The organism is Vibrio mytili, from assembly GCF_049563345.1.
Lineage (GTDB): Bacteria > Pseudomonadota > Gammaproteobacteria > Enterobacterales > Vibrionaceae > Vibrio > Vibrio mytili.
In genome coordinates this window covers 663,169-685,144 of sequence record NZ_CP110482.1, presented here as the reverse complement: position 1 = coordinate 685,144, position 21,976 = coordinate 663,169, and the positions used below count along the sequence as shown (strand labels likewise).

Genomic DNA, 21,976 nt, shown 5'->3' with positions numbered 1-21,976 from the left:
ATTAAGCCTCTGACTTTACAGTCACGATTTGAAATTTCTTTTTCTTTGATTCGAGTAATTCAGCTATTTCATTCACTTCTAAAGAATGACCAACCAAATGAGACATGAGAGGCATATCAACCATGAACAACTTAGCACCAGCCAGTGACCAAGCAGTTTGAATTCGTTTTGATTTACCAAAACCACTGAAGTAACGAAGACCAGAACTCGTTTCAATGACAATCGCGTGAGCTTGAATAAAGTTTTTTGATACTGGCATGACAACCACCTTGACTAGTTGAGTGAGAGTGACCGCCAAGGCTCTTGACGTAAGAGTCAAGGCAAACGCCCCAAGCCGAGGCGGTCAAATAAAGTAATTTCTGTACTGATTAAATACAGGAAAGCCTGTAACGTCAATACAGCAAAATCTTGAGCAAACGGCTAAAATCAAGTTAATAACGTGATTTAAGGAAAAATTAAAATGTATACAAACCAGCTACTAGACGCCTACAAAAGCAAGATGAAATACGTGCAATACAAGCAAATTGCACATGACCTAGGTGTAAGCCCGCAAATGATTACAGAGGTAAGAAAAGGACGCTCATATCTAACTGAAAAACAAATACTTATCCTTGCTGATGCGGTCGGAGAAGATAAAGAAAAGGCACTGATTGGTTTAGCTATGGATAAAGCAAAAACGCATGAAGCGCAGACACTATGGCACAGCATTGGAAAAAAGTTTAACGGGCTAGGTTTAACCAGTATATCAATGGCTTGCGGAGCCTTAGCTATAGGATTAGAGCAAAAGCTCTACTACGCATTATATGTGTTATGTTAAATAGAATGTGGGTCTATTTGAAATGTTAACTTGCTCTCCCTCCTATCCCACTCAGATTTCAATTTAAAGCGTGCTATTAAACATAATGGCTATTTACCATAAAATACTTAATATAGGTCTTAATAATCTTCGATTGTTAAGACCTATATTAACGATCTAAAAACAACGGTATGGTGTCATAAATATCTTGTCGTCTGACAGGCTTTGATACAAAGCCATTCATACCAGCAGCGCCGGTTGCTTTTTTCTCAGATGCTTAAGGTTCAAGCTTTTGCTACGCAGCCAAAGAGATCCATGTTGGGTATCTGGATTGGTGTGGAACCAAATAAAAATCATACTTCAAATACCCCAAATGACCCACAACGTCGAAACTATGAGAAAAGTATGATACTCAACAATTGAATAAATTCTGATAATAGTATCGCGCTATATTGGAACTTGTACTGCAATGGTATTTTAGTGTTTTCTCTACTAGGACAACGATATGCGTCAACACTTGCAGTCAATAGAAAACTACCGAGGTTTTGCGATAGTTTGTATTGTTGCGGTCCATTGCTTTGATTATGGAATGACTGCGACTTCCGGTTTTTGGCTTGCGTTCCAGAATTTTTTTTATGGCTCAACAGCTCTATTTGTCTTCATTTCGGGTTACATGTTTCATCATGTTTTTTGTACGCGCAAAGCTGCAGTCAAAGATTTCTATTCGTCTAAATTTAAAGCTGTGATTTTACCGTACCTATTTCTTGGAACGTTTGCGACGTGTTTACTCTATGTAACCCGGACGGGTTTTTATGAAAACGGCATAATTATAGATAGTCGATTACTCTTCGATGCCGATGACTCTACTTTAGTCACGACCCTTAAATACCTGGCGACGGGAAGAATGTTAACGGCCTATTGGTACATTCCATTTGCATTTCTTTTGTTTGCTATGGCGCCTTTGCATCTAAAATTTGTCCAACTAAAAGGCCAATCCCAAGCCATTATAATTGTTCTTTTATGCGTGCTTTCCCTTTTTGTTCACAGATCTTATGAGAACACTAATCCTATCCAAATGCTCGTATACTTCACACCGATATACTTACTTGGCTGTAGCTTTTCCAAGCATCGAGATTACTTGCTGGTGAATGCAAAGCTTAAGATGATGGTATTAGTTGTTATATTGTTGGCGCTTTGTGTTTACGAAGCTTACATCGGACATAGAGGTAATTATATTAAGGAGATGTTGGCATTTGAGGGCATAGATACAATGTTTATTCAAAAGGTTTGCATGGTTCTTGCTCTGTTCTATGCATTCGAACTGTATCAATTTAAAAATAAATTACTGTCTTTATTGGCAAAAACAAGCTTCGGTGTATTCTTTATCCATCCTTGGGTTTTGACCGTACTTAAGAGAACACCAGTCTATGAGTATGCAGGAGCCTCAGATACTAACGTTTTACTTTTCTTTGTAACGCTGCTTTTTACTTTAGTCGCGAGTGTGTCAATCGTTGTTTTGGTTAAAGCAACATTGAGAAACAAGCCCTACTCTCGGTATGTTACTGGCTATTAAAACGAATTAAGCCCCTTTATCAAGGGGCTTAATTGTTTTTAGGGAGAGGAAAATTAGCCGCCTGCCAATTTAACAGTCATTCCTTTCTTTTCTAGGTGTGCTTTAATCTTATCTCGCGCATCACCTTGAATTTCTATGTTGCCATCTTTTACTGAGCCACCACAGCCACATACTTTTTTTAGCTCTGCTGCGAGTAACTTTAGCGGACCGTCATCAAGATCTAGGCCTGTGACAATACAAACGCCTTTGCCTTTTCTACCTTTGGTTTGGCGTTGGATTCGCACAACACCATCCCCTTTAGGACGAGTTGCTTTTTCTTCTTCCGGCTTTATTCGGCCAGTTTCTGTTGAATATACCAGTGTCATATTGCTATTTCTTCAATTGTTGTGCTTGCATCGCTTTTTGTTTGGCAAGTAGGTAAGCTTCGATATGTCGTTGGATGGCGACCTTACCACCTTTGATTAATTTACCATTGAACATGCAATACCAAGCGTTAGTCTCGCCTGTATCGTTTTTTAATGTGTAACCATTGAATACTTCGGTTTGCACTTTACCTACATTCGCTTGTTTGGCATTCAGCGAAGAAAATTCTTTTGGGTCAATGATAGAAGCGGTTTCACACCACCAATCTATGCTTTTTTTGACTGCAGTTAAACTGCCTTGTAATACTTGGTTCTTGATTTTAACCTGCCATACAGTCCGATCTGGGCTTGATTTCAGATTAAAACCTCGGTAATTCGATACTGCCATACCATTGATCCATCATATATGAGCTTATTTCTAATAATACTTATCGTGAAAGATAATTCAAATATTGAAATCACATCTTATGGCTATATGGACTTATGATAAGTTTCTTCATTTGGTTCTTTGAATACAGTCCGCTAAGAATTCGCTAAAGCTATGTCCGTTGTTCTGTAGCATTTTAGGAAACATAGAGATCGGCGTCATACCCGGGAATGTATTCACCTCATTGAGGTATATCTCTCCGTCTTCTGTTAAGAAAAAGTCGATACGGGACAAATGACGAAGGTTCATTTGTTTAAAGACGGTTTCAGAAGCGGAACGAATTTTCTCAAGCTGCTCTTGAGTTAAATTTTTTGCTTCAATTTCCGTGAGTGAATGACTGTCGCTACTGTACTTTTCGTCGTATGAATAGAAGGCGCCATCTGGTGCAATCACTTCACCTGGCTTGGTTATATGAAGTTGGCCATTCATTTCATATGCAGCCACTTCCAGCTCTCTTGGTTTAACCGCTTTTTCTACCAAAACCTGATCAGAGAAGCCGAATGCATCGTTGATTGCCTTAGATATGGCTTCCTTTTTTGTGACGCTGTAACATCCAACTGATGACCCTTGCCTTGCAGCCTTAACAAAAACTTTTCCCCACTTTTCAAAAGCTTGGGTAACTTTCTCATGAGCTTGGTCATTATTGCGTGTTAAGAATAAGTAAGGTGTGTTCGGTATATTTAGTGCGTCATACCAGAGCTTTGAGGTGATTTTGTTGAAGCTGTTGCTGCTCGCTTCTGGCCCGCATCCAAGATAAGGAATTCCAGCAATTTCAAACAGGGATTGAATATCTCCAGTTTCTCCCGGAAATCCATGAATACAAGGAACGATGAAGTCAACGGCATGAGAGGAGTGCGCCGAGCACAATTGTTTAGTATTGAGGTCTAAATAAACTAACGTTCCTTGGCTGGTTGTCCAGCCTTCTTGCTTTATTTCTACACGAGTAACGTTGACGTTTTCGATAAGATTTAGCTGTTGCTCAACGTAGTTAGCTGACAACAAAGAAATTTCGTGTTCAGACGACCCGCCACCGCATAATAGAAGAATATTTTTAATCATGAATCAATCTTTCCGTGACCTACTAGAGATACTTATAGTTATGATAACCCTTTGAGGTATGACGTACAGTTATTTTAGTGTGAGGATAATTGTTCGAATAGGATTTGAACAAAAGGGAGCACGTAGCCCCCTATCACTTTTAGTTTAGCTTGTTCAGAGATGGGTAAGCTGAGTTTTTGATACTATCTATACTTTTAACAAAAGGTTTCAGCTGTTTGAATTGAGCAGGAAGAGTTGATACTGCCTGTTGAGCCTCATTTCTCGTTGCGTAATCTCCATATAAAATAGAGTACCATTTCGTGCCATTGACAACTTTATAGTTTTCCCAAATCGGCTCTCTATTCTGTGGCAATTGATGTGCAAATTCGTTCGCTTTTGCTGGGCTGCCGACAGCAACCACCTGAATTGTGTAACCAAAACGTTGTGTTCCTTTTTGGTTTCCGCTTGGTGGCACAATTTTAACTGGTTTGACTTGCTCTTTAGGTGTCAATTTAACCACTCGTTTTTCTTCTGGTTTTGCCGTCATTTTTACCACTCTAGGTTCTACGTCTTTTTCAACGACTGAACTCTCAGGTGACATAATAGGCTTAGTAACCGTATCGGCACTGTAATCCTCTTGATAGCTTTCAGAGTCTACATTGGTAACGTATGTTTCAGATGCACACGCAGACAGAAGAACGGCTAAACCGATGATTGTGATTTTTTTCATGAAGTAACGAAGCTCTGGATAAATACTAAAATAAATCATGCCGATAGCAGGCTATTTTATCAAGCATCAAATACAATAATCGATGAAATTGATGTGATGAGTAACACAAACTGTTCATGCATAGTGCATATTTTCTCCATTGTCCCTTCTCACCGTGTTTTCTCATTCAATTAATCGTTTATTATTTGTTATGTCCCAAAAAACTCAAGATGTTTGATTGAGCGGAAGTGGCATAGAAATCGCTGACTATTTCCGTGCGTTCTTTCCCTGTCGTTTTTCCTTGTATAGGTACCTGCGATAGTGCGCTTCAAATTGCATCCTGACGTCATTTGGGTATTAAGAGCTCGCTTCATGAGCCATGCGTTTAGGGCCAAGGACTTCGTATGAACAAATTACACAAACTATTTAAGCCTGATTCTGTTGCTGTTATTGGTGCCTCTCAAAAGGCATTGCGCGCTGGCCACGTTGTAATGAAAAACCTGCTACAAAGTGGGTTTAGTGGGGCGATTATGCCTGTGACGCCAAAGTACAAGGCGGTTTCCGGTGTCATAGCCTACAGAGATGTTTCATCGTTGCCCTATACTCCCGACATCGCTATTTTATGTACTAACGCTTCTCGAAACGAGCAATTACTAAAGGAGTTGGATGAGCGTGGCACCCCATTTGCGATTGTTATTTCAGACGATGTTCAACCTTTGGATCTGTCTGGGATGAATATTCGTGTATTGGGGTCGAACAGTTTGGGAATTATTTTACCTTGGCATAACTTCAATTGTACTTTCTCACCTGTTGCGGCTAAGCCAGGAAAAATCGCTTTTTTGTCTCAGTCTGCGGCCGTTTGTACAACCGTTCTTGATTGGGCAAACGATAAAAATATTGGTTTTTCATCATTTATATCCATTGGACGCGGTCAAGATATCGATTTCTCAGATCTGCTTGATCATTTGAGTATGGACGGACATACAGAAGCGATCTTGTTGTATGTGGATTCCATTCGAGATGCTCGTCGATTCTTATCCGCAGCGCGTGCTGCTTCTCGTAATCGACGTATTCTGGTGCTAAAAGCCGGTCGTTCTAAAGAGGTTCACCACACTGAACAGCAAGGCAACGACACGCTTGATATTATCTATGACTCTGCGATACGAAGAACCGGTATGCTGCGCGTAAATAACACCCATGAGTTATTCGCAGCCGTAGAAACGTTGACACATTCCGTTCCTCTTCGTGGAGAACGCTTGGCTATAATAACTAATGGAGGCGGACCAGCAGTGATGGCTGTTGATACGCTATTTGAACGCGGGGGGAAGTTGGCAACACTCGATGAAGCAACCATTGAACAGCTCAAATCTGTACTTCCAGATAAATGGCGTGAGGTGAACCCGATTGACCTCTCTGGTGACGCAACCAAACGGCGTTATCAAGATACTATTAACGCCCTACTGAATCACGATTGCGCTGACGCAATATTAATTATGCATAGCCCATCGGCGGTCTCAGACCCATTAGAAACAGCACATGCATTGATTGAAACCATTAAAGCTCATCCAAGACACAAACATTTCAACATTCTCACCAATTGGTCAGGAGAACAAACTTCGCGTGAAGCGAGATTAGCATTTACACAAGCGGGTATCCCCACTTATCGTACCCCAGAGAGTGCCGTCGTTGCCTATATGCACCTTGTGGAATACAGGCGTAACCAAAAACAACTTATGGAGACACCAACAACGGCAGAGCCGCTCCATTCCGGAAGTGTAAATGCCGCCATTGAATGGGTAAATGAAAAGTTACTGGATAAAAACACAGTCTCATTAGACACTCATCAAACGAGTCCATTTTTCAAGCTCTTTGGCTTTAATGTGCTTCCTACCTGGATTGCTTCTGACGAAATTGAAGCCGTACATATGGCAGAAAACATTGGTTACCCCGTCGCGGTTAAATTACGTTCTCCAGATATTCCTCATAAATCGGATGTGCATGGCGTCGCACTAAACCTCAGAAACCGTTCAGAAGTGTCGAACGCCGCTCAATCTATTCTCGATGAGGTGAAGCTCAGTTATCCTGCTGCCAATGTTCACGGCCTATTAGTTCAAGGTATGGCGAAATTAGGCAGCGCTGAAGAACTACGAATCAGTATTGCAGTTGACGAGGTTTTTGGTCCAGTCATCTTGCTCGGTCAAGGAGGATCTGAGTGGAACATTTCGCAAGATGCAGTGGCTGCGCTACCGCCATTGAATATGACGCTGGCAAGATATTTGGTAGTTATTGCTCTTAAATCTGGAAAGATTCGTCCACAAAAACACAAAGATGCCATCGACATTAACGAGCTTTCTAAGTTCTTAGTTCGAATTTCACAAATGGCTGTCGAAATCCCAGAAATACATAGCTTGGATATCCATCCAGTACTTGTATCTGGAAATGATCTCACCATCATTGATGCGGATCTCACACTCACCAAATATCATGGTGAACCGCAAACAAGGTTGGCTATTCGCCCATTTCCCGCAGAGTTTGTTGAAACGGTCACTCTTCGAGATGGGCAGCCGGTACTGCTCCGGCCTATCCTACCTGAAGATGAACCATTACATGCACAGTTCATTCAGAGTGTGTCTAAAGAAGATCTGTATAAACGGTTTTTCTCTGAAGTTGGAGAGTTCAACCATGAAGCATTAGCCAACTTTACACAGATAGATTATGACCGTGAAATGGCGTTTGTGGCGGTTGCATTTAATGAAAATGGCCCTTCGATTATTGGTGTCGCTCGAGCGCTCATTACGCCCGACAATAGCGATGCTGAGTTCGCGATTTTGATCCGTTCAGATCTTAAAGGTAAGGGGCTTGGTAAAGTGTTGATGCAAAAAATAATTAGCTACTGTAAGAGCAAAGGCACAAAGCAAATTTCTGGTATGACAATGCCAACCAATAGAGGGATGTTAATGTTGGCGCAAAGCCTTGGCTTTGATGTAGATGTTCAGTTTGCCGACGGTACTGCGGATATGGTTTTGCCACTAAATTAAACCTTTAAGGCTAAAAAAACCAGTGCTTATGTTGATCACGCTCTAAGCACTGGTTAAAGATCTACTCCGACCTTCCTATGTTAATTTCCAATTTTTTTTCAAATATTGGATACACCAGGATTTGGCCTCACCCATGGTGTTTCTTCGCCAAGCTAGAATAATTTCTAACGGTTGTTGTTCTGTACCTTCGATACGCTTTAGCACGCCGCGTTCGATAAGAGGTTGAGCGACTTGACTTGGTAATGTTCCAATACCTAACCCTGCAGAGAGTGCATCAACTTTAGCGGTAAAGTTGGTCACGGTGAGTCTTGGTTGTTTTTGAATAATATTCATCGACAATGCAGGCTGCTCTCGCGCTGTATCTGCGATGGCGATAATACGGTACTTTTCCCTCGCAACCTCATCAAAAATGCCACTGCGTTTATGGACATAGTGGTCTTTTGACGCGACCCATAGCATCGACATGTTACCTAATTTTTCTGATTTTACTTCTTGCGGTAATGTCGATACCGACGGACAAATCAGAAGATCTGCACGGCCTGAATTAAGAGACTCCCAGCTGCCAGCGAGTATTTCTTCTTGTAATCTCACCCGCGTCGAGCTGACATCGGATAGAGCATTAACCATAGGGAAAAAGTTGGAAACAGGGATGATACCGTCGAAGGCAACGGTGATATCTAGCTCCCAGCCATTTGCTAATAACGTCGCATCATTTACCAGTTTCTCACTCGCCTGCAAGATTGTCCGGCCACGCTCAAGAATCAATTTGCCCGCTTCTGTAAAATTGGCTTTGTGTCCTGAACGATCAAAGATCGTAATGTCTAAATCTTGCTCTAACTTTTGAATTTGGTAACTGAGTGATGAAGGCGCCCTGTCCAGTTCGTTGGCTGCAGCAGCGAAACTTCCTCGTCGATCGATCGCATCCAATATGTGTAGCGCTTCAAGTGTTATTGGGCTTTGCACATTGTACTCCCTCTCTTATGCCTATTTCGCTCATTATCTCATTTAAATTAATGGTATTGGTACTTTTTTGGCTGACTTAGATTGTATACACAAATAACGTGTAGATGGTGACTTTAGTCGGTAGGAATGGTTGCTTTTTAAAAGTGTTGAAGAATATTGAGCTAGATACACAAAAGCCAGCAGTTACGCTGGCTTCTTAATCGCTTTCGTTTCAAGAGAGGAAAGAAAAGTTTGTAAAACAAAAGCTTACTGTTGCGCCATCTCTTTTTTCACCATTACAGCAGCAACGATGATAAAAGTGATGATTAGACCAAGTTCCATGAACTACCCCATTGGTTTATTGATTAATGACTCTAAATTTTTAGTCGGCTGTAGTTTAACAGTTCTAAATATAGTTGCCACTTTTTAACCAAAGATTTACACTTTTTCCGATTCAGATCAAAAAAGGCGCACTCATGCGCCTTTTTCTAACAATAACTTCCTTATCATGCGTCGTTTATACGGTTCTAATATCTCGTTACTACGATTTTGCGTCAGGGTAACCTTCAGGATTGTTTGATTGCCAACGCCAGGTGTCGCCAGTCATTTCTTCTAGCGTTCTAGATGCTTTCCAGTTTAATTCCTGCATTGCTTTTGTTGGATCTGCCCAACATTCAGCGATATCTCCCGGACGACGCTCAACAAGTTGGTATGGGACATTTTTGCCACATGCGGTTTCAAATGCTTTAACCATCTCGAGAACACTATAACCGTTCCCTGTACCTAGGTTATATACATGCAAGCCTGCTTTGCTACCTACTTTGTCTAACGCTGCAACATGCCCATCTGACAGATCCATTACGTGAATATAATCACGAACGCCCGTACCATCTTTAGTTGGGTAGTCACTACCGAAGACGGATAAAAACTCTCGACGGCCGACGGCAACTTGAGAAATAAACGGCATTAAGTTGTTCGGGATGCCTTGAGGGTCTTCCCCTAACTCGCCAGTTGGATGTGAGCCTACAGGATTAAAGTAGCGAAGTAGCGTGATACTCCAATCAGGGTTTGCCTTTTGAAAATCGGTTAAACACTCCTCAACCATCAATTTACTGCGTCCATATGGGTTAGTTGCACTGGTTGGAAAGTCTTCTGTAATTGGCACTGATGCAGGATCGCCATAAACCGTTGCTGAAGAGCTGAAAACGATCGATTTAACGCCTGCTTCACGCATGGCATCGACTAAAACGAGCGTGCCGTTAACGTTATTATCGTAATACTCTAACGGCTTAGCGACTGACTCACCAACGGCTTTCAGCCCTGCAAAATGGATAACCGCTTCAATTTGGTGTGACTGCAAGGCGTCAACCAGTGCCGCTTTATCACGAATGTCAGCTTCAATGAAGTGAGGCTTTACACCGCAGACTTTTTCGATGCGTTCCAAAACGGTTGGTTTGCTATTGTACAGGTTATCTAATATCACTGGTGTCATCCCAGCTTCGATCATTTGAATGCATGTATGGCTTCCAATATAACCCATACCACCTGTAACAAGTACTTTCATGTTATTGTTCCTTCTGACGCGAATTGCGCTAGTTTAAAACTTTCGATGCACAATTAAAACTACGATTCTCAAATGACTTTAACGGCAACGCGGTTATTCGCAATCTGCTAGTATAGCTTGCCCTTTCCCTGCTTTTTTCGCTTGATACATCGCCGTATCTGCGCTTTTAAGTACTTTCGTTGCGTCTTTCTCATTGACTCCAACCAACTTAACACCAATGCTTACACCAACCTTAAGCGTTTCCCCTTTATGTTCTATAGGCATACAAATGCTTTCTAATAATTGATTAGAAATACGTGTAACGATCATTTGGTTCGCAGGGTTTATCAATATCACAAACTCATCACCAGCAAGCCTTGCAATAACATCACTATGGCGCGTAACAGAAGTTAAACGGTTGGCTACTATTTTTAGCACTTCGTCTCCGGCATCGTGGCCATAGGTATCATTCACCGTTTTAAAACCATCCAAGTCGAGATAAATTATGGCAAATTCGGTACGCTGATATCCTGATCTTTGGACCAGTTTTTCTAGCTCCATACTGAATTTAGAACGATTTGCTAGCCCGGTTAGTGCGTCATGCAATGCAAGGTGTTCAAGTCGTTCCATTTCTTTAACTTTCGACATATCCGTTAAAATAATAACCCAATCATAACGCTCGTTTTGTTCGCATTGAGTAATCCGGTTTACTCGTACAAACATAGGTACTATGTCACCTTGAGCATTGTGTTCAACAACTTCACCTTGCCACATTCCGTAGTGCTCAATTGACTCCGTAATGCTTGGCATAAAGTTGCGGAGACTTCGTCGTTTGAGCATGTACACAAACGAACGCCCAACATATTGCTGTGGTTCTATCCCAAGTAAGGTGCTGACGGCGGGGTTCATCATGCTCACCTTTCCGTCGTGATCAAGAACCAGAAGTCCGTCCTGACTGCTTTCAAACACTCGAGCTGCAATCCGATTCCGGTACAGAGCTTGTTCCATATCGGTCATATTGTGGAGAGAAAATAGAACGCATTTCTGTTGGCTTAAGTGGCGGGTCGTCAACTTGAGCTTTTCGTCTCGTACGAGGCTATGGACGTCGATATCTGTGAGCGTCAAACCTTTCTCTATGACGTCTTTCAGCCGATACTGTGTTTTCGTTCTGATCAAACTGTTTATTTTCCTACCTAAGATGTCCTCAACGGGTTTCCCGAACACTTGAAAAACAGCACGACTGCAATAAATGATGTCTCCATACTGATCCGTAACAAGATGAGCGCACTCTGTCGTATCTAGGATGTTTTTGAACAGAGCTCGCTCAGACTCTGACGTTTTAAGCGAATACTGTCTTTGCTTCTCACGCGTTTTAAGCTTGGTCAACATCACATTGAAGTCATCAACCAATTCGCCAACTTCATCATTCGAATGACAAACAACCTCTTTTTCTGACCTATCACCGTGATTAAAGTCGTTGATGGCTTGTTGGAGACCGCTTAAAGGACGTATAACGAAACGCTCTATCATCACGTTTAGAGAAACGCCGATGGCAATTAGCACCATAAGTAAAACCAAGCTATCTTTCATCCATAGTGTGTGGATTTGGTCAAAAGTGGCCTTTGGACTTGTTTCACTTAAATTACTCGTCGAGTTTGGGAATATGACATCCATAATGAAAACCGCTGAAACTCCGAAAACAACGGTCGTGAAAAGCAAAGTAGACAAGATGAGCTTTGTTCGCAGTGACATATTACTTTCCCGATACGCACAGTTAATCAGTACTGGTGTGCAGTCTGTCGACATGAAAAAATGGCGACAATATTAACATCCTGGTTAAATTACATTAACGTGAAATAGACAAGAATGGGCTTAAAAATGAAAGAAACAAGTAGAAATTCGGCCGAATTCAAATAAATAGCTAGCTAATTCACAACATGCTTGTTATACCCAAATAATGAGACGGTGCACCTTTCATCGAGTGTGGGAAGCCAACCCATTCCCTTTGAAATTAGCCCATTGAAGTGGGTTGGATGTAAATAAGAGAATGATGAACTGAGTCACTGAACAGAGGACCATTTTCCTTCAAGGTGAAGGTATTACGCGGACAAAAGTAAAACGTATGACATTGAATAAACAGCAACTCACATTGAACTGTGATATGGGCGAAAGTTATGGTCCTTGGCAAATGGGTGACGACGAAGAAGTGATGCCGTATGTTGATATGGCAAATATCGCTTGCGGGTTCCATGCATCGGATCCCAACGTTATGCAGTCCACTATCACACTCGCTAATATGAACGATGTGGAGATTGGCGCACACCCAGGTTATCCCGATATTCAGGGTTTTGGGAGACGCACGCTAGCCATGACGGGAGATGAAATCACCAATATGGTCGTGTATCAAGTGGGGGCACTCCAAGCACTTTGTCGAGCACAGCATACAAACATCAGTTATATCAAACCTCATGGTGCGCTCTATAACGATATGATGAGCAATGATTCAACCTTTCGATCCGTAGTAAAAGCGGCGGCACTTTTTAAAGTTCCGCTGATGATCCTTGCCTCACAAGAAAATGAAAAATATCTCGAAATTGCGGATGATTTCGATGTTCCCCTACTGTTTGAAGCCTTTGCTGATCGTCTTTACCAAGATGATGGGATGCTAACACCACGAACACAACCGAACGCGGTATTAAAAAATGAACAAGCCATTTTAGAGCAAGTTCGTACCTTGGCTGAATCCGGTCGCGTAAAAACCGCCTCTGGTAGCTATATTCTTCTCGAAGCGGACACCATTTGTGTTCATGGCGACAACGATGAGTCTATTGCCCTAATCCAAAAGATCCGTCAAAGCTTGTATACAGGGGGAAATTAATGCGACAAGAACATTTTTGTCTCTCTTGCGTTTCTGAGTGTAGCGTTTTTGTCTCGTTTGATGAACACATCTGTGAAGAGCATATTGGTGAATTAGCTCGTATGATGCGCGAGAACCTCTCGACTATCGTCATGAATGTTATCCCCTCATATCGCACGATTTTAATCGACTACTTACCTTTTAGAATTACTGAGAAAGAACTGCTTAGCACATTAAACCAAATCATCACGCTATTTGACCCTAAACAAGCGAGTCATCATCCGACCAAATCAATCGTAATTCCTGTTTATTATTCAGAAGAAACCGCCTTGGACTTGCCGCGTTTCAAACAGCGTGGACTGTCATTAGAGTCCCTCGTTGATGCGCATACTCGTTCCATTTATACCGTGTCTGCTATTGGCTTTGCTCCTGGTTTTGCTTTTCTTTCTGATGTGGAAGACGAACTAAGCATGCCAAGGCTGGAAACACCAAGAACACACGTTCCTGCTGGTAGTGTCGGTATTGCGGATAACAAGACCGCAGTTTATCCCGCAGAAAGCCCAGGGGGGTGGAACATTATCGGTCGGAGTCCTATGCATTTGTTTACCGATCGACCACCGTTTATCCCTTTCAATGTGGGTGACAGCGTCACGTTTTTGGCCATTTCTAAGCAAGAATTTATCGATCAAGGAGGAAAATTATGAGCTTTTCAGGACTGATGGTAGAAAAGCCAGGACCGCTCTCTTTGATTCAAGACTTTGGTCGTTTTGGACTGGGTCATATTGGTATTACTCAAGGTGGACCCGTTGATGATTATGCGTACAGTTGGGCAAACCATCTACTTGGAAATCCTGTTAATTGTGCCGCGATTGAAATCACTTTTGGTAATGCCAGTTTTGTTGCCCTGCATAACTGTCACCTGGCGATATGTGGTGGTGACCTTAACGCGACCGTAGATGGGAAGCCTATTGATAATTGGTCAGAGTTTTCATTGCACAAAGGTCAAAAACTCCAATTTGGTATGGCCAAAAATGGGTTGCGTTCATACCTTGCTGTACATGGTGGTTTTGACGTCCCTCTTCACTTAAACAGTGCCTCCACGGTGGTTAGAGAGAGTCTCGGTGGTTTTGAACGTAACGGAAGTACGTTAAAAAGCGGAGATAAGCTGCCATTTATCCCTCATCGGCTACCTCAAACTAAACCGAAACAAATGACATTTCGTTTCAAACCCGACTATAACTTACCAATTAAGCTAAGAGTTATTGAAGGTTATCAATATAATGACTTTGATGAGGAGGCTATAGCGTGCTTCTATGAATCAGAGTTTACGATTTCTACAAACTCTAACCGTATGGGCTATCGGCTTGAAGGGAATACGGTGACCCCTCCTTTTGGTGGCGTGTTGTCGGAAGGCATAGCACTTGGATCGATTCAAGTACCCAATGATGGTAACCCTATCATCCTCCTTAACGACCATCAGACGATTGGCGGCTATCCTAAATTAGGATGTGTAGCGAGAATGGATTTACCACGGTTAGCGCAAGGAAAACCCGGCCAGAAAGTCAGCTTTATAAAAGGCGATCGTGCCGTACTTCAAAAAGCTTGGTGTGAATGGGCACAGTTTTTTGGTTACTGAGCCCAAAACTATCGCTTACATTCCATACCTTTCAGCTAACGCTTTGGGATAATCGCGCTGCTGAGTTAGGCGAATGGCGTACTCTTCAACCTCTTGTTCGCTCCAATGCACGGCTGTAGGATGTTCCATTTCGACATCTCTATTAGGTGAAATCCCAAACCAATGTTGCAGCACTTTTTGAGCCGCAAGTAACGTAGAAGAGGCCTTTACGACTTCAATTCGAGCATAGTGATTTTCTTCAAAACTCACGTCAGCAGCTCGCAATACCGGATCTGCTCCGGGAATTTGCTGAGCGCCAAATAACGCTTTACCGCCTTTGATTGCAGAGTGATAGTCGGGGATGAATTGTGCCATGTGAGAAATGGCCTTTTCAGTTCGTTCTATCAGCGCATCTTGACGCCAACCTTGAGTGATCTTAGACATTAAACCCTGCGGCAAGATTGGCTGAGCTGATTCACTTGTGCTTCCCACTAGCCCATCTTCAAATAACGTAATCGCCTTTGTCATTCCATGCAATTGGAAGTAACCGTCACTGTATGGTGTTAGTTGTGCCATTCCTTTATCTGTACCACGAGGGCCATGGAAAATAACCTCAGGCCATTGTTGATTGCATTCATGCCATTTTGTTACGTAAGCCGCTTTGAATTCAACCAACCTCTGTCGGTTTACGCCAACTGCATTGTCCACTGTTCCAGTTTCAAACCCACAAGCGTTCACCAAATAGTCGCAAGTTAACTGATTATCGACACCGTTATGTTCGTAAGTCAGTTGCCATTGATCATCTACGTGCTCCGCATGTTTCAGGTTTGCCTGAGTCAGCACGTTGGCGTTGGGTAATTGATCCAATGTTAAGTTAGCGATAGCAGCAAGCCGAAACACACTCCAGCCGTATTCCTGCACGGCAACAACAGGGTATTTAAGCTGTTCTAAATCAGTATGTTGAGCAAAGGGAATACACCAATCGTCAATCGATAGTGGGTTATCTGGCTGTGTGCATTTTGCAAGCGCTACTAACTCCTCTTTTGAGTAGAGCTTGTAGTATTGCTCCGGTTCTCCCAATACCTTGTTACGTTCGTCTTGGTTAACTAATTCGTTATAAGCATGTTTGATAACCTCTAAACGAGGAATTAAGACTTCGGGATCCCCACCGTCTGAATGCGGAACCGCGATGACAGTCGGACGGATATTCAGTGAGCGTGGATACAAGCGTATTGTATCTATAGACTGCGCAAGCAAGTCTAGACACTGTTGTTCAGAGATCTCACGGTATAAGTTCCCCCCCGCATGTAAATGGCAAATAGGAGGACCATTTACTAAGGATACCCCTTTTTCAATCACAGAGACCTTAAATCCAAGTTCGGCAAAATGAATTGCCGCCGTTGCGCCTGACACACCACCGCCAATCACTGCGATGTGTTTATCTTTGTAATTTGGAAACTCTGAATTCATTGCTTCACTGACAGTTTAATAAGGAAAATTCTTTACTAACGGTTGATTCTACTCGTGTTTAAGCCAGATTAAAATCACAAAAAACACATGGGATTACGATCGCTTAAGATTTATATCTAAGAAGTAAAATAGCGAAAAAAATACTTGACGACCTTGTTCGCTAACGCCTTTTTTATCGCAATGTGAATAATAATTTAGCTGTAAGACCCACGGTGTAAAGCCTGCACAAATACCCCACTTTGTACCAGTTTTACTTATCCAAAAAGTTATCCACCGTTTTTGTGGATAACTAAAATAAAAGTGTCATCGGCATGTTCGACCCATGCCAACGACATGGGTTAAGTCCTTACTGGTGTTAACAATCTTCTAATTAAACTCATGACGACCAAAGCAAGTGTCACAAAGGTGGCTAACGGTAATGCTACCCACAGTTCTGGATGTATTTGAGGAGTGAGCTCAAAACCAAACTGCATTACAGCAGCAACACAAACTTCAGCAGCAAACGCAGCAACAACGCTCGCGATGATTGCCATAATGCCATACTCAAACCACAGCGTTGTATTGATCCGCTTTTTACTCGAACCGAGCGTTCGATATAAACGTATTTCCTGCTGACGTTGCGACAAGCTTAAACGTAGCAAGGTAAATATCAGCAGCAACCCAGCAACAACACCGAGTAATGCAAGTATGGTAATTGCAGAGACAATGTTTTGAATCAAAACCTGAATTTTCTCTCCCATTGCTCGTATATCGAGTACAGATACCGTTGGGAAAGAACGTGACATAGAAGTCAATAGAGTTTGTTTGTCGTCTTCGATGCGATAACTGATCAAATACGAACCCGGTAAGCTCTCCATTACATCGGAAGAAAATATAAAGTAAAAGTTAGGCTTCATATCACGCCATTCGACATGACGAATGGAATCCACTGTCGCATCGAAATTTTGACTGTTGATGACAAACCTTAACTGGTCTCCAAGTTCAATGCCTAAATCATTCGCAACATCTGATTCGACAGAAACACTGCCCTTATTCGTCCATTCACCAGATAGAATATCATTATATTCTGGTAGAGCATCTCCCCAGGTTAGGTTAAGCTCTCGGCGTATCGCATCAGAGCCTTCTCCGTCGTACTCAATGTCTTTAACGCTTTGACCGTTAATTTCAGTAAGACGACCGCGAATAATTGGAAAGGCTTTCGACCTAGTCACTTGATTGGCATCAAGCACGTCCAGATAATCTTTTAATTCATAGTCACCAATATTTAAAGCAAACACGTTGGGTGCGTCAGCAGGTAATGTTCTGTCCCAATCAGCGAGTATATCGCTCCTTACTAGCCAAATTATCGAGAGTAACATTAGGGATAACGACAACGCACCAAACTGTAGCCCACTGGTCACTGGGGTTCGGTTAATTCTACTAAGCGCTAACTTCATTGCAGGGCGCGTTGAAATACGAGCGAACAACTTGGTCAGCATAACGCTTATTAACGCAAGAAAGACAAACAATATCGCGATACCCACAAGGACAATCCATACCAACATATTGTTTGCGTAAAGTGCGAGTAACGGAATCACTGGTACTAAGATGAGCCACATGCGCTTCCAGGACCGTTGTGTGGTTCCCTGTTGCATAACTTCAAGTGCAGGTGTTTTTATTAGGCCGAGTAAAGGAATACCAAGTGCAGGCACGGTGATAAGAACCGCAGAAGCAATTGATATCAGCAATGGAGTTACGCCGTAACTTGGGAGGGGGTTAGGCAGTAAACCGTCCAACGGAATGCGTAATAGATATTCGAGTCCACTCCCTAAAAGCACACCCGCGACACTTGCAGTAGCGAATAGGATAGCGACTTGAATAAATAGCCATCTCTCTATCCAACGACGGCTGGCACCTAAACTTTTCAACATCGCTATCGTTTGCGTTCGACTGTTGACATAGTTTTGGCAAGTGAGCACCAAAGTCGTTGCCGCCATGATAATGACGATGGCAACGGTAAGTGACAAGTACTGTGTTGTTCTTTCAAATATTTCGTTACTTCGGCTCTCAGTATCTTGCGTCCTCCAGCGATCACTTGGAGAAAGTTCGGTATCATCCTGTAGCTGCGTCAGCGTGGTATTATCTGCTTTCAAAAACAACCGATATTGAACCCGACTGCCTACCTGAATCGCCCCCGTTTTTTCCACGTCGCTTTGATGAATATAGGCGGAAGGCATTTGTCGAAAAGGATTGAAACTTAAACCAGGCTCCGTAAGCACAGAGCCGGAAACCGTGAAATTCGCGTCGCCAATCGTGACGCTGTCACCCTTTTTGACGCCTAACTGAGCCATAATGCGTTCATCTAACCAAAGTTGATTGCTCTTCACGTGCCCGCTAGCGTTGCCCTCCAACACTAATTCGCCCAACAGTGGATAATGGTCATCTACCGCTCTTACTGTGATCAACTGCATTCCTGATTCACTAAATGCCATCGTTGCAAAACGCGTCATTGTAGAACGTTCTAGCTTGCTGGTAGCAGCCATTAAGGTGTCAGGTATTGGGTTTGCCGATACAAACACCGCATCGGCAGTCAATGCATCTTTGCCCTGCTTGACGATGACTTGCTCCATACGTGATGCTAAGGCAGAGAGCGCAAATATGCTCGCGATAACCAAGACTAATGCAACACTAATCGGCCAAAGGTTTCCTTGCTTGATTTCTCCTAAACTCCAACGTACCAAACTTTTGTTTGGCGAATGTTGCTTAATACTGCCCTGCTCCATTGCGCTGGCTTCACTTGAAGATAGTTCAGACATTATGACTCCTCCTTCATTTCGCCCGCCTCCATTCGATAGACGCGATCGCAGCGTCTTGCAAGGTGTCCATCGTGTGTCACAAGCACGAGTGTGGTGCCATGCTTTTCATTAAGCTCAAACAGCAGTTCAATAACTTTGTCAGCAGTATGATGATCTAGGTTTCCGGTCGGTTCGTCTGCAAAGAGTAGTTCAGGTTGAGTCATAAACGCACGCGCCAGCGCAACACGTTGTTGTTCGCCACCAGAGAGCTGACTTGGTAAATGATCGATGCGCTTTTCTAATCCCACCGCTTTTAACAGTTCTCTCGCTCTGAGTTCATCTTCCGCTTCACCACGTAAAAGACACGGTAAAGTAACATTTCGCAACGCACTTAAACTGGGAATGAGTAGGAAGCTTTGGAACACAAACCCTAATGAATCTGCTCGAATTTTCGCTCGCTGCTCATCGTCTAACTTAGAAAGCTCATGTCCAAGCAATGTGATTTCGCCCGATGTTGGTGTATCCAAGCCAGAAAGTAGTGTCATCAGCGTCGACTTACCTGCACCTGAAGTGCCGATAATTGCGATTTTTTCACCTTTCCTGATATCAACATTTACATCTTTAAGGATTGTTAATTGTTCTTGATTAGTAGAAACTTGTTTAGAAACAAAGCTTGCTTGAACAATAGGTGCTTTTAGTACAGGTGTGTCCATGATTCGTTTACTTTCCTTATTTCTCTTTTTCAGCCTTTCCACTTTGGCACATGCCAATGAAAAGCTTCTTGTGTTAGGCGATAGCCTAAGTGCAGGCTATCAAATGCCGATCGAGAAGAGTTGGCCTAGCTTACTCTCTAACGCCTTGTTAGAACATGACCAAGATGTAACAGTTATTAATGGCAGTATATCTGGAGACACAACAGGAAACGGTCTTGCTCGTCTGCCCCAGCTTCTTGATCAACATACACCAGACTTCGTTATTCTTGAACTCGGCGCCAATGATGGATTACGCGGCTTTCCTCCTAAACTTATTACGGCGAATTTGTCCAAAATGATTACTATGATCAAAAATTCTGGTGCTAAGGTATTCATGATGCAAATTCGAGTGCCGCCAAATTATGGTAAACGTTATAGTGACATGTTTTATGATATTTACCCCAAACTCGCAGAACATCAACAAGTTACATTGCTTCCTTTTTTTCTAGAACATGTCGTTACCAAACCTGAGTGGATGATGGATGACGGTCTTCACCCTAAGCCTGAAGCTCAACCTTGGATTGCTGAGTTTGTCGCCCAAGAATTGATTAAGCATTTGTAACTTTAATGGTCTAGCTCAATAAGTTTTCCCTTAGTTTACGTTATGGTATTCCTAATTCCATACATCGGGGGTAGACACAACAATGCGAATAGAGCCAATAATTCAAGGTGTTGTTGCTCGTTCTGCACATCCATATGGGTGTGAGGCATCTATAAAAGAGCAAATTGATTATGTAAAACAAGCGCCACAGATCCAGCAAGGCCCAAAAAGGGTTTTGATCATAGGCGCCTCTTCTGGTTTTGGCTTAGCAGCAAGAATCGCTCTCACTTTCGGCGGTGCAAACGCGAGTACGATTGGTGTTTCATTTGAGCGTGGGCCGTCAGAAAAAGGGGTGGGTAGCGCTGGCTGGTACAATAACGTCTTCTTCAAGCAACAGGCCGAAAAGTCAGGTCATACCGCTATCAATATCGTTGGTGATGCATTCTCCGAGACCATACGCGAACAAGTTATCGAAGCGATTGAAACTTACTTTGAAGGTGAAGTTGATCTGGTCATTTACAGTTTAGCAACTGGCGTTCGTCCTAAACCGAACAGTGATGATCTATGGCGAAGTGTAATAAAACCTATCGGAGAGCCGGTTACGGGTGCTTCGATTTTGTTGGAAAACGACCAATGGGTCGAAACGACATTGGAACCAGCAACAGAAGAAGAAGCTGAAGCCACCATCAAAGTGATGGGAGGAGAAGATTGGGAAAGCTGGATAGATACGCTAATTAATTCAGAATCCCTTGCCGAAGGCTGTAAAACCATTGCCTTTTCATACGTAGGTCCAGAAGCCACACACCCTATTTATCTCGATGGCACGCTCGGTCGAGCTAAGGTTGATTTACACCAAACCAGTCATGCATTGAACCTCAAGCTTGCGAACTTTGATGGTGGCGCTTACGTCACCGTTTGTAAAGCACTTGTGACCAAAGCAAGCGTATTCATTCCCGCGTTAAGCCCTTACCTACTCGCACTGTATCGTGTTATGAAGGAACAAGGGACACATGAACGTTGTATTGAGCAGATGCAACGCCTATTCACCACTAAACTGTATGACCAAGACAAGGTACCGGTTGATGGTGAGAGATTGATTCGTATTGATGACCTCGAACTCGATCCAAAGGTACAACAGCAAGTAACAGTACTTCTTGCACAAATGAACGCTGATAACTTTAAAGACATTGGAGATTATCAAGGCTTCAAAGAGGAGTTTATGAAACTCAATGGTTTCAACTTTGACAATGTTGATTACGCGGAAGATATACCGTTTGAGAATTTAACGGCGCTTAAACCATAACTTATTCATGTCTTATATTTAAGAATTAACCAAGTCTTTGCAAGGCTCTGAATTTTTTTCAGGGCCTTTTTTTATTCTGATTTTTAGTCTGAACCTATAATTGAATGAGAATTAAACCATTTTAAGAAGGTGAGCTTTAAACGTCGTGTCCGAATTTAAACCAAGGAAGCGCCAAACAACGTATAAACAATTGTTGCGTTCATTAAGACAAAAAATAACAAAGAAATATGACAAAA

The 21,976-nt window shown here is 42.6% G+C and carries 20 protein-coding genes; 9 read left to right on the top strand and 11 right to left on the bottom strand.

What is annotated here, in order from left to right; genetic code table 11:
• Position 1: 1 nt before the first annotated feature.
• Positions 2-259: a hypothetical protein gene (locus ONE56_RS16705; protein ID WP_423841126.1), complete on the bottom strand. Its 258-nt coding sequence runs from the start codon at positions 257-259 to the stop codon at positions 2-4.
• 201 nt (positions 260-460) lie between these two features.
• Here ONE56_RS16705 and ONE56_RS16700 point away from each other — a divergent pair, with 201 nt between their 5' ends.
• Both ONE56_RS16700 and ONE56_RS16695 read left to right on the top strand, forming a co-directional pair.
• Entirely contained in the window at positions 461-817 is a 357-nt protein-coding gene (locus tag ONE56_RS16700) for a DUF3693 domain-containing protein (protein WP_423841125.1), read from the top strand.
• Positions 818-1,301: 484 nt separating this feature from the next.
• Positions 1,302-2,369 (top strand): acyltransferase family protein, encoded by a 1,068-nt coding sequence (locus tag ONE56_RS16695; protein ID WP_041154673.1) that lies wholly within the window; start codon positions 1,302-1,304, stop codon positions 2,367-2,369.
• A 53-nt stretch (positions 2,370-2,422) separates the two neighbouring features.
• On the opposite strand, the gene yciH is transcribed toward ONE56_RS16695, so the two are convergent.
• The 4 genes from yciH to ONE56_RS16675 form a co-directional block, all read right to left on the bottom strand.
• Positions 2,423-2,734, bottom strand: coding sequence for a stress response translation initiation inhibitor YciH (yciH, locus tag ONE56_RS16690; RefSeq protein WP_331439337.1), 312 nt, complete (start codon positions 2,732-2,734; stop codon positions 2,423-2,425).
• Between the two features lie 4 nt (positions 2,735-2,738).
• A complete protein-coding gene (locus tag ONE56_RS16685; protein ID WP_331439336.1) occupies positions 2,739-3,119 on the bottom strand; it encodes a DUF3319 domain-containing protein in 381 nt (126 codons plus the stop codon).
• A gap of 108 nt (positions 3,120-3,227) precedes the next feature.
• Complete coding sequence (locus ONE56_RS16680) at positions 3,228-4,217, bottom strand: D-alanine--D-alanine ligase (RefSeq protein ID WP_423841124.1); 990 nt, start codon at positions 4,215-4,217, stop codon at positions 3,228-3,230.
• Between the two features lie 139 nt (positions 4,218-4,356).
• Positions 4,357-4,926, bottom strand: a complete 570-nt coding sequence (locus tag ONE56_RS16675; RefSeq protein WP_331439334.1) for an SPOR domain-containing protein — start codon at positions 4,924-4,926, stop codon at positions 4,357-4,359.
• A gap of 383 nt (positions 4,927-5,309) precedes the next feature.
• Here ONE56_RS16675 and ONE56_RS16670 point away from each other — a divergent pair, with 383 nt between their 5' ends.
• On the top strand, positions 5,310-7,943 hold the full coding sequence (locus tag ONE56_RS16670) for a GNAT family N-acetyltransferase (protein WP_423841123.1): 2,634 nt from the start codon (positions 5,310-5,312) through the stop codon (positions 7,941-7,943).
• 75 nt (positions 7,944-8,018) lie between these two features.
• Here the strand turns inward: ONE56_RS16670 and ONE56_RS16665 are convergent, their stop codons facing one another.
• The 3 genes from ONE56_RS16665 to ONE56_RS16655 form a co-directional block, all read right to left on the bottom strand.
• Complete coding sequence (locus ONE56_RS16665; RefSeq protein WP_041154670.1) at positions 8,019-8,906, bottom strand: LysR family transcriptional regulator; 888 nt, start codon at positions 8,904-8,906, stop codon at positions 8,019-8,021.
• 520 nt (positions 8,907-9,426) lie between these two features.
• Complete coding sequence (galE, locus tag ONE56_RS16660) at positions 9,427-10,449, bottom strand: UDP-glucose 4-epimerase GalE (protein WP_331439332.1); 1,023 nt, start codon at positions 10,447-10,449, stop codon at positions 9,427-9,429.
• Between the two features lie 93 nt (positions 10,450-10,542).
• Positions 10,543-12,102, bottom strand: coding sequence for a diguanylate cyclase domain-containing protein (locus ONE56_RS16655; RefSeq protein WP_423841122.1), 1,560 nt, complete (start codon positions 12,100-12,102; stop codon positions 10,543-10,545).
• A gap of 1 nt (position 12,103) precedes the next feature.
• Between ONE56_RS16655 and ONE56_RS16650 the strand changes: the two genes are divergently transcribed.
• The 4 genes from ONE56_RS16650 (at position 12,104) to ONE56_RS16635 (ending at position 14,921) form a co-directional block, all read left to right on the top strand.
• Positions 12,104-12,256, top strand: a complete 153-nt coding sequence (locus ONE56_RS16650; RefSeq protein ID WP_423841121.1) for a hypothetical protein — start codon at positions 12,104-12,106, stop codon at positions 12,254-12,256.
• A gap of 294 nt (positions 12,257-12,550) precedes the next feature.
• A complete protein-coding gene (locus ONE56_RS16645) occupies positions 12,551-13,306 on the top strand; it encodes a 5-oxoprolinase subunit PxpA (protein ID WP_423841120.1) in 756 nt (251 codons plus the stop codon).
• Positions 13,306-13,989 carry a 5-oxoprolinase subunit B family protein gene (locus ONE56_RS16640; RefSeq protein ID WP_423841119.1) on the top strand — a complete coding sequence of 228 codons (684 nt, stop codon included), beginning with the start codon at positions 13,306-13,308 and terminating at the stop codon, positions 13,987-13,989. Before ONE56_RS16645 ends, ONE56_RS16640 begins: the two co-directional genes overlap by 1 nt.
• Entirely contained in the window at positions 13,986-14,921 is a 936-nt protein-coding gene (locus ONE56_RS16635; protein WP_041154666.1) for a biotin-dependent carboxyltransferase family protein, read from the top strand. Before ONE56_RS16640 ends, ONE56_RS16635 begins: the two co-directional genes overlap by 4 nt.
• A gap of 15 nt (positions 14,922-14,936) precedes the next feature.
• Here ONE56_RS16635 and ONE56_RS16630 read toward each other — a convergent pair whose 3' ends face one another.
• The 3 genes from ONE56_RS16630 to ONE56_RS16620 form a co-directional block, all read right to left on the bottom strand.
• Positions 14,937-16,370 carry an FAD-dependent oxidoreductase gene (locus ONE56_RS16630; protein ID WP_423841118.1) on the bottom strand — a complete coding sequence of 478 codons (1,434 nt, stop codon included), beginning with the start codon at positions 16,368-16,370 and terminating at the stop codon, positions 14,937-14,939.
• A gap of 338 nt (positions 16,371-16,708) precedes the next feature.
• Positions 16,709-19,165 carry an ABC transporter permease gene (locus ONE56_RS16625; RefSeq protein WP_423841117.1) on the bottom strand — a complete coding sequence of 819 codons (2,457 nt, stop codon included), beginning with the start codon at positions 19,163-19,165 and terminating at the stop codon, positions 16,709-16,711.
• Positions 19,165-19,857, bottom strand: a complete 693-nt coding sequence (locus tag ONE56_RS16620) for an ABC transporter ATP-binding protein (RefSeq protein WP_041154665.1) — start codon at positions 19,855-19,857, stop codon at positions 19,165-19,167. The genes ONE56_RS16625 and ONE56_RS16620 overlap by 1 nt, the downstream gene beginning before the upstream one ends.
• Between ONE56_RS16620 and ONE56_RS16615 the strand changes: the two genes are divergently transcribed.
• Positions 19,856-20,458, top strand: coding sequence for an arylesterase (locus ONE56_RS16615; RefSeq protein ID WP_041154664.1), 603 nt, complete (start codon positions 19,856-19,858; stop codon positions 20,456-20,458). The two genes, ONE56_RS16620 and ONE56_RS16615, sit on opposite strands and share 2 nt — an antisense overlap.
• Positions 20,459-20,540: 82 nt before the next feature.
• A complete protein-coding gene (fabV, locus tag ONE56_RS16610; protein ID WP_423841116.1) occupies positions 20,541-21,740 on the top strand; it encodes an enoyl-ACP reductase FabV in 1,200 nt (399 codons plus the stop codon).
• Positions 21,741-21,976: the final 236 nt, after the last annotated feature.

Bases quoted from the DNA above. Each gene is read 5' to 3' on its own strand.
- ONE56_RS16705 (WP_423841126.1), bottom strand. From the start codon at position 259: ATGCCAGTATCAAAAAACTTTATTCAAGCTCACGCGATTGTCATTGAA.
- ONE56_RS16700 (WP_423841125.1), top strand. From the start codon at position 461: ATGTATACAAACCAGCTACTAGACGCCTACAAAAGCAAGATGAAATAC.
- ONE56_RS16695 (WP_041154673.1), top strand. From the start codon at position 1,302: ATGCGTCAACACTTGCAGTCAATAGAAAACTACCGAGGTTTTGCGATA.
- yciH (WP_331439337.1), bottom strand. From the start codon at position 2,734: ATGACACTGGTATATTCAACAGAAACTGGCCGAATAAAGCCGGAAGAA.
- ONE56_RS16685 (WP_331439336.1), bottom strand. From the start codon at position 3,119: ATGGCAGTATCGAATTACCGAGGTTTTAATCTGAAATCAAGCCCAGAT.
- ONE56_RS16680 (WP_423841124.1), bottom strand. From the start codon at position 4,217: ATGATTAAAAATATTCTTCTATTATGCGGTGGCGGGTCGTCTGAACAC.
- ONE56_RS16675 (WP_331439334.1), bottom strand. From the start codon at position 4,926: ATGAAAAAAATCACAATCATCGGTTTAGCCGTTCTTCTGTCTGCGTGT.
- ONE56_RS16670 (WP_423841123.1), top strand. From the start codon at position 5,310: ATGAACAAATTACACAAACTATTTAAGCCTGATTCTGTTGCTGTTATT.
- galE (WP_331439332.1), bottom strand. From the start codon at position 10,449: ATGAAAGTACTTGTTACAGGTGGTATGGGTTATATTGGAAGCCATACA.
- ONE56_RS16655 (WP_423841122.1), bottom strand. From the start codon at position 12,102: ATGGATGTCATATTCCCAAACTCGACGAGTAATTTAAGTGAAACAAGT.
- ONE56_RS16650 (WP_423841121.1), top strand. From the start codon at position 12,104: ATGAAAACCGCTGAAACTCCGAAAACAACGGTCGTGAAAAGCAAAGTA.
- ONE56_RS16645 (WP_423841120.1), top strand. From the start codon at position 12,551: ATGACATTGAATAAACAGCAACTCACATTGAACTGTGATATGGGCGAA.
- ONE56_RS16640 (WP_423841119.1), top strand. From the start codon at position 13,306: ATGCGACAAGAACATTTTTGTCTCTCTTGCGTTTCTGAGTGTAGCGTT.
- ONE56_RS16635 (WP_041154666.1), top strand. From the start codon at position 13,986: ATGAGCTTTTCAGGACTGATGGTAGAAAAGCCAGGACCGCTCTCTTTG.
- ONE56_RS16630 (WP_423841118.1), bottom strand. From the start codon at position 16,370: ATGAATTCAGAGTTTCCAAATTACAAAGATAAACACATCGCAGTGATT.
- ONE56_RS16625 (WP_423841117.1), bottom strand. From the start codon at position 19,165: ATGTCTGAACTATCTTCAAGTGAAGCCAGCGCAATGGAGCAGGGCAGT.
- ONE56_RS16615 (WP_041154664.1), top strand. From the start codon at position 19,856: ATGATTCGTTTACTTTCCTTATTTCTCTTTTTCAGCCTTTCCACTTTG.
- ONE56_RS16620 (WP_041154665.1), bottom strand. From the start codon at position 19,857: ATGGACACACCTGTACTAAAAGCACCTATTGTTCAAGCAAGCTTTGTT.
- fabV (WP_423841116.1), top strand. From the start codon at position 20,541: ATGCGAATAGAGCCAATAATTCAAGGTGTTGTTGCTCGTTCTGCACAT.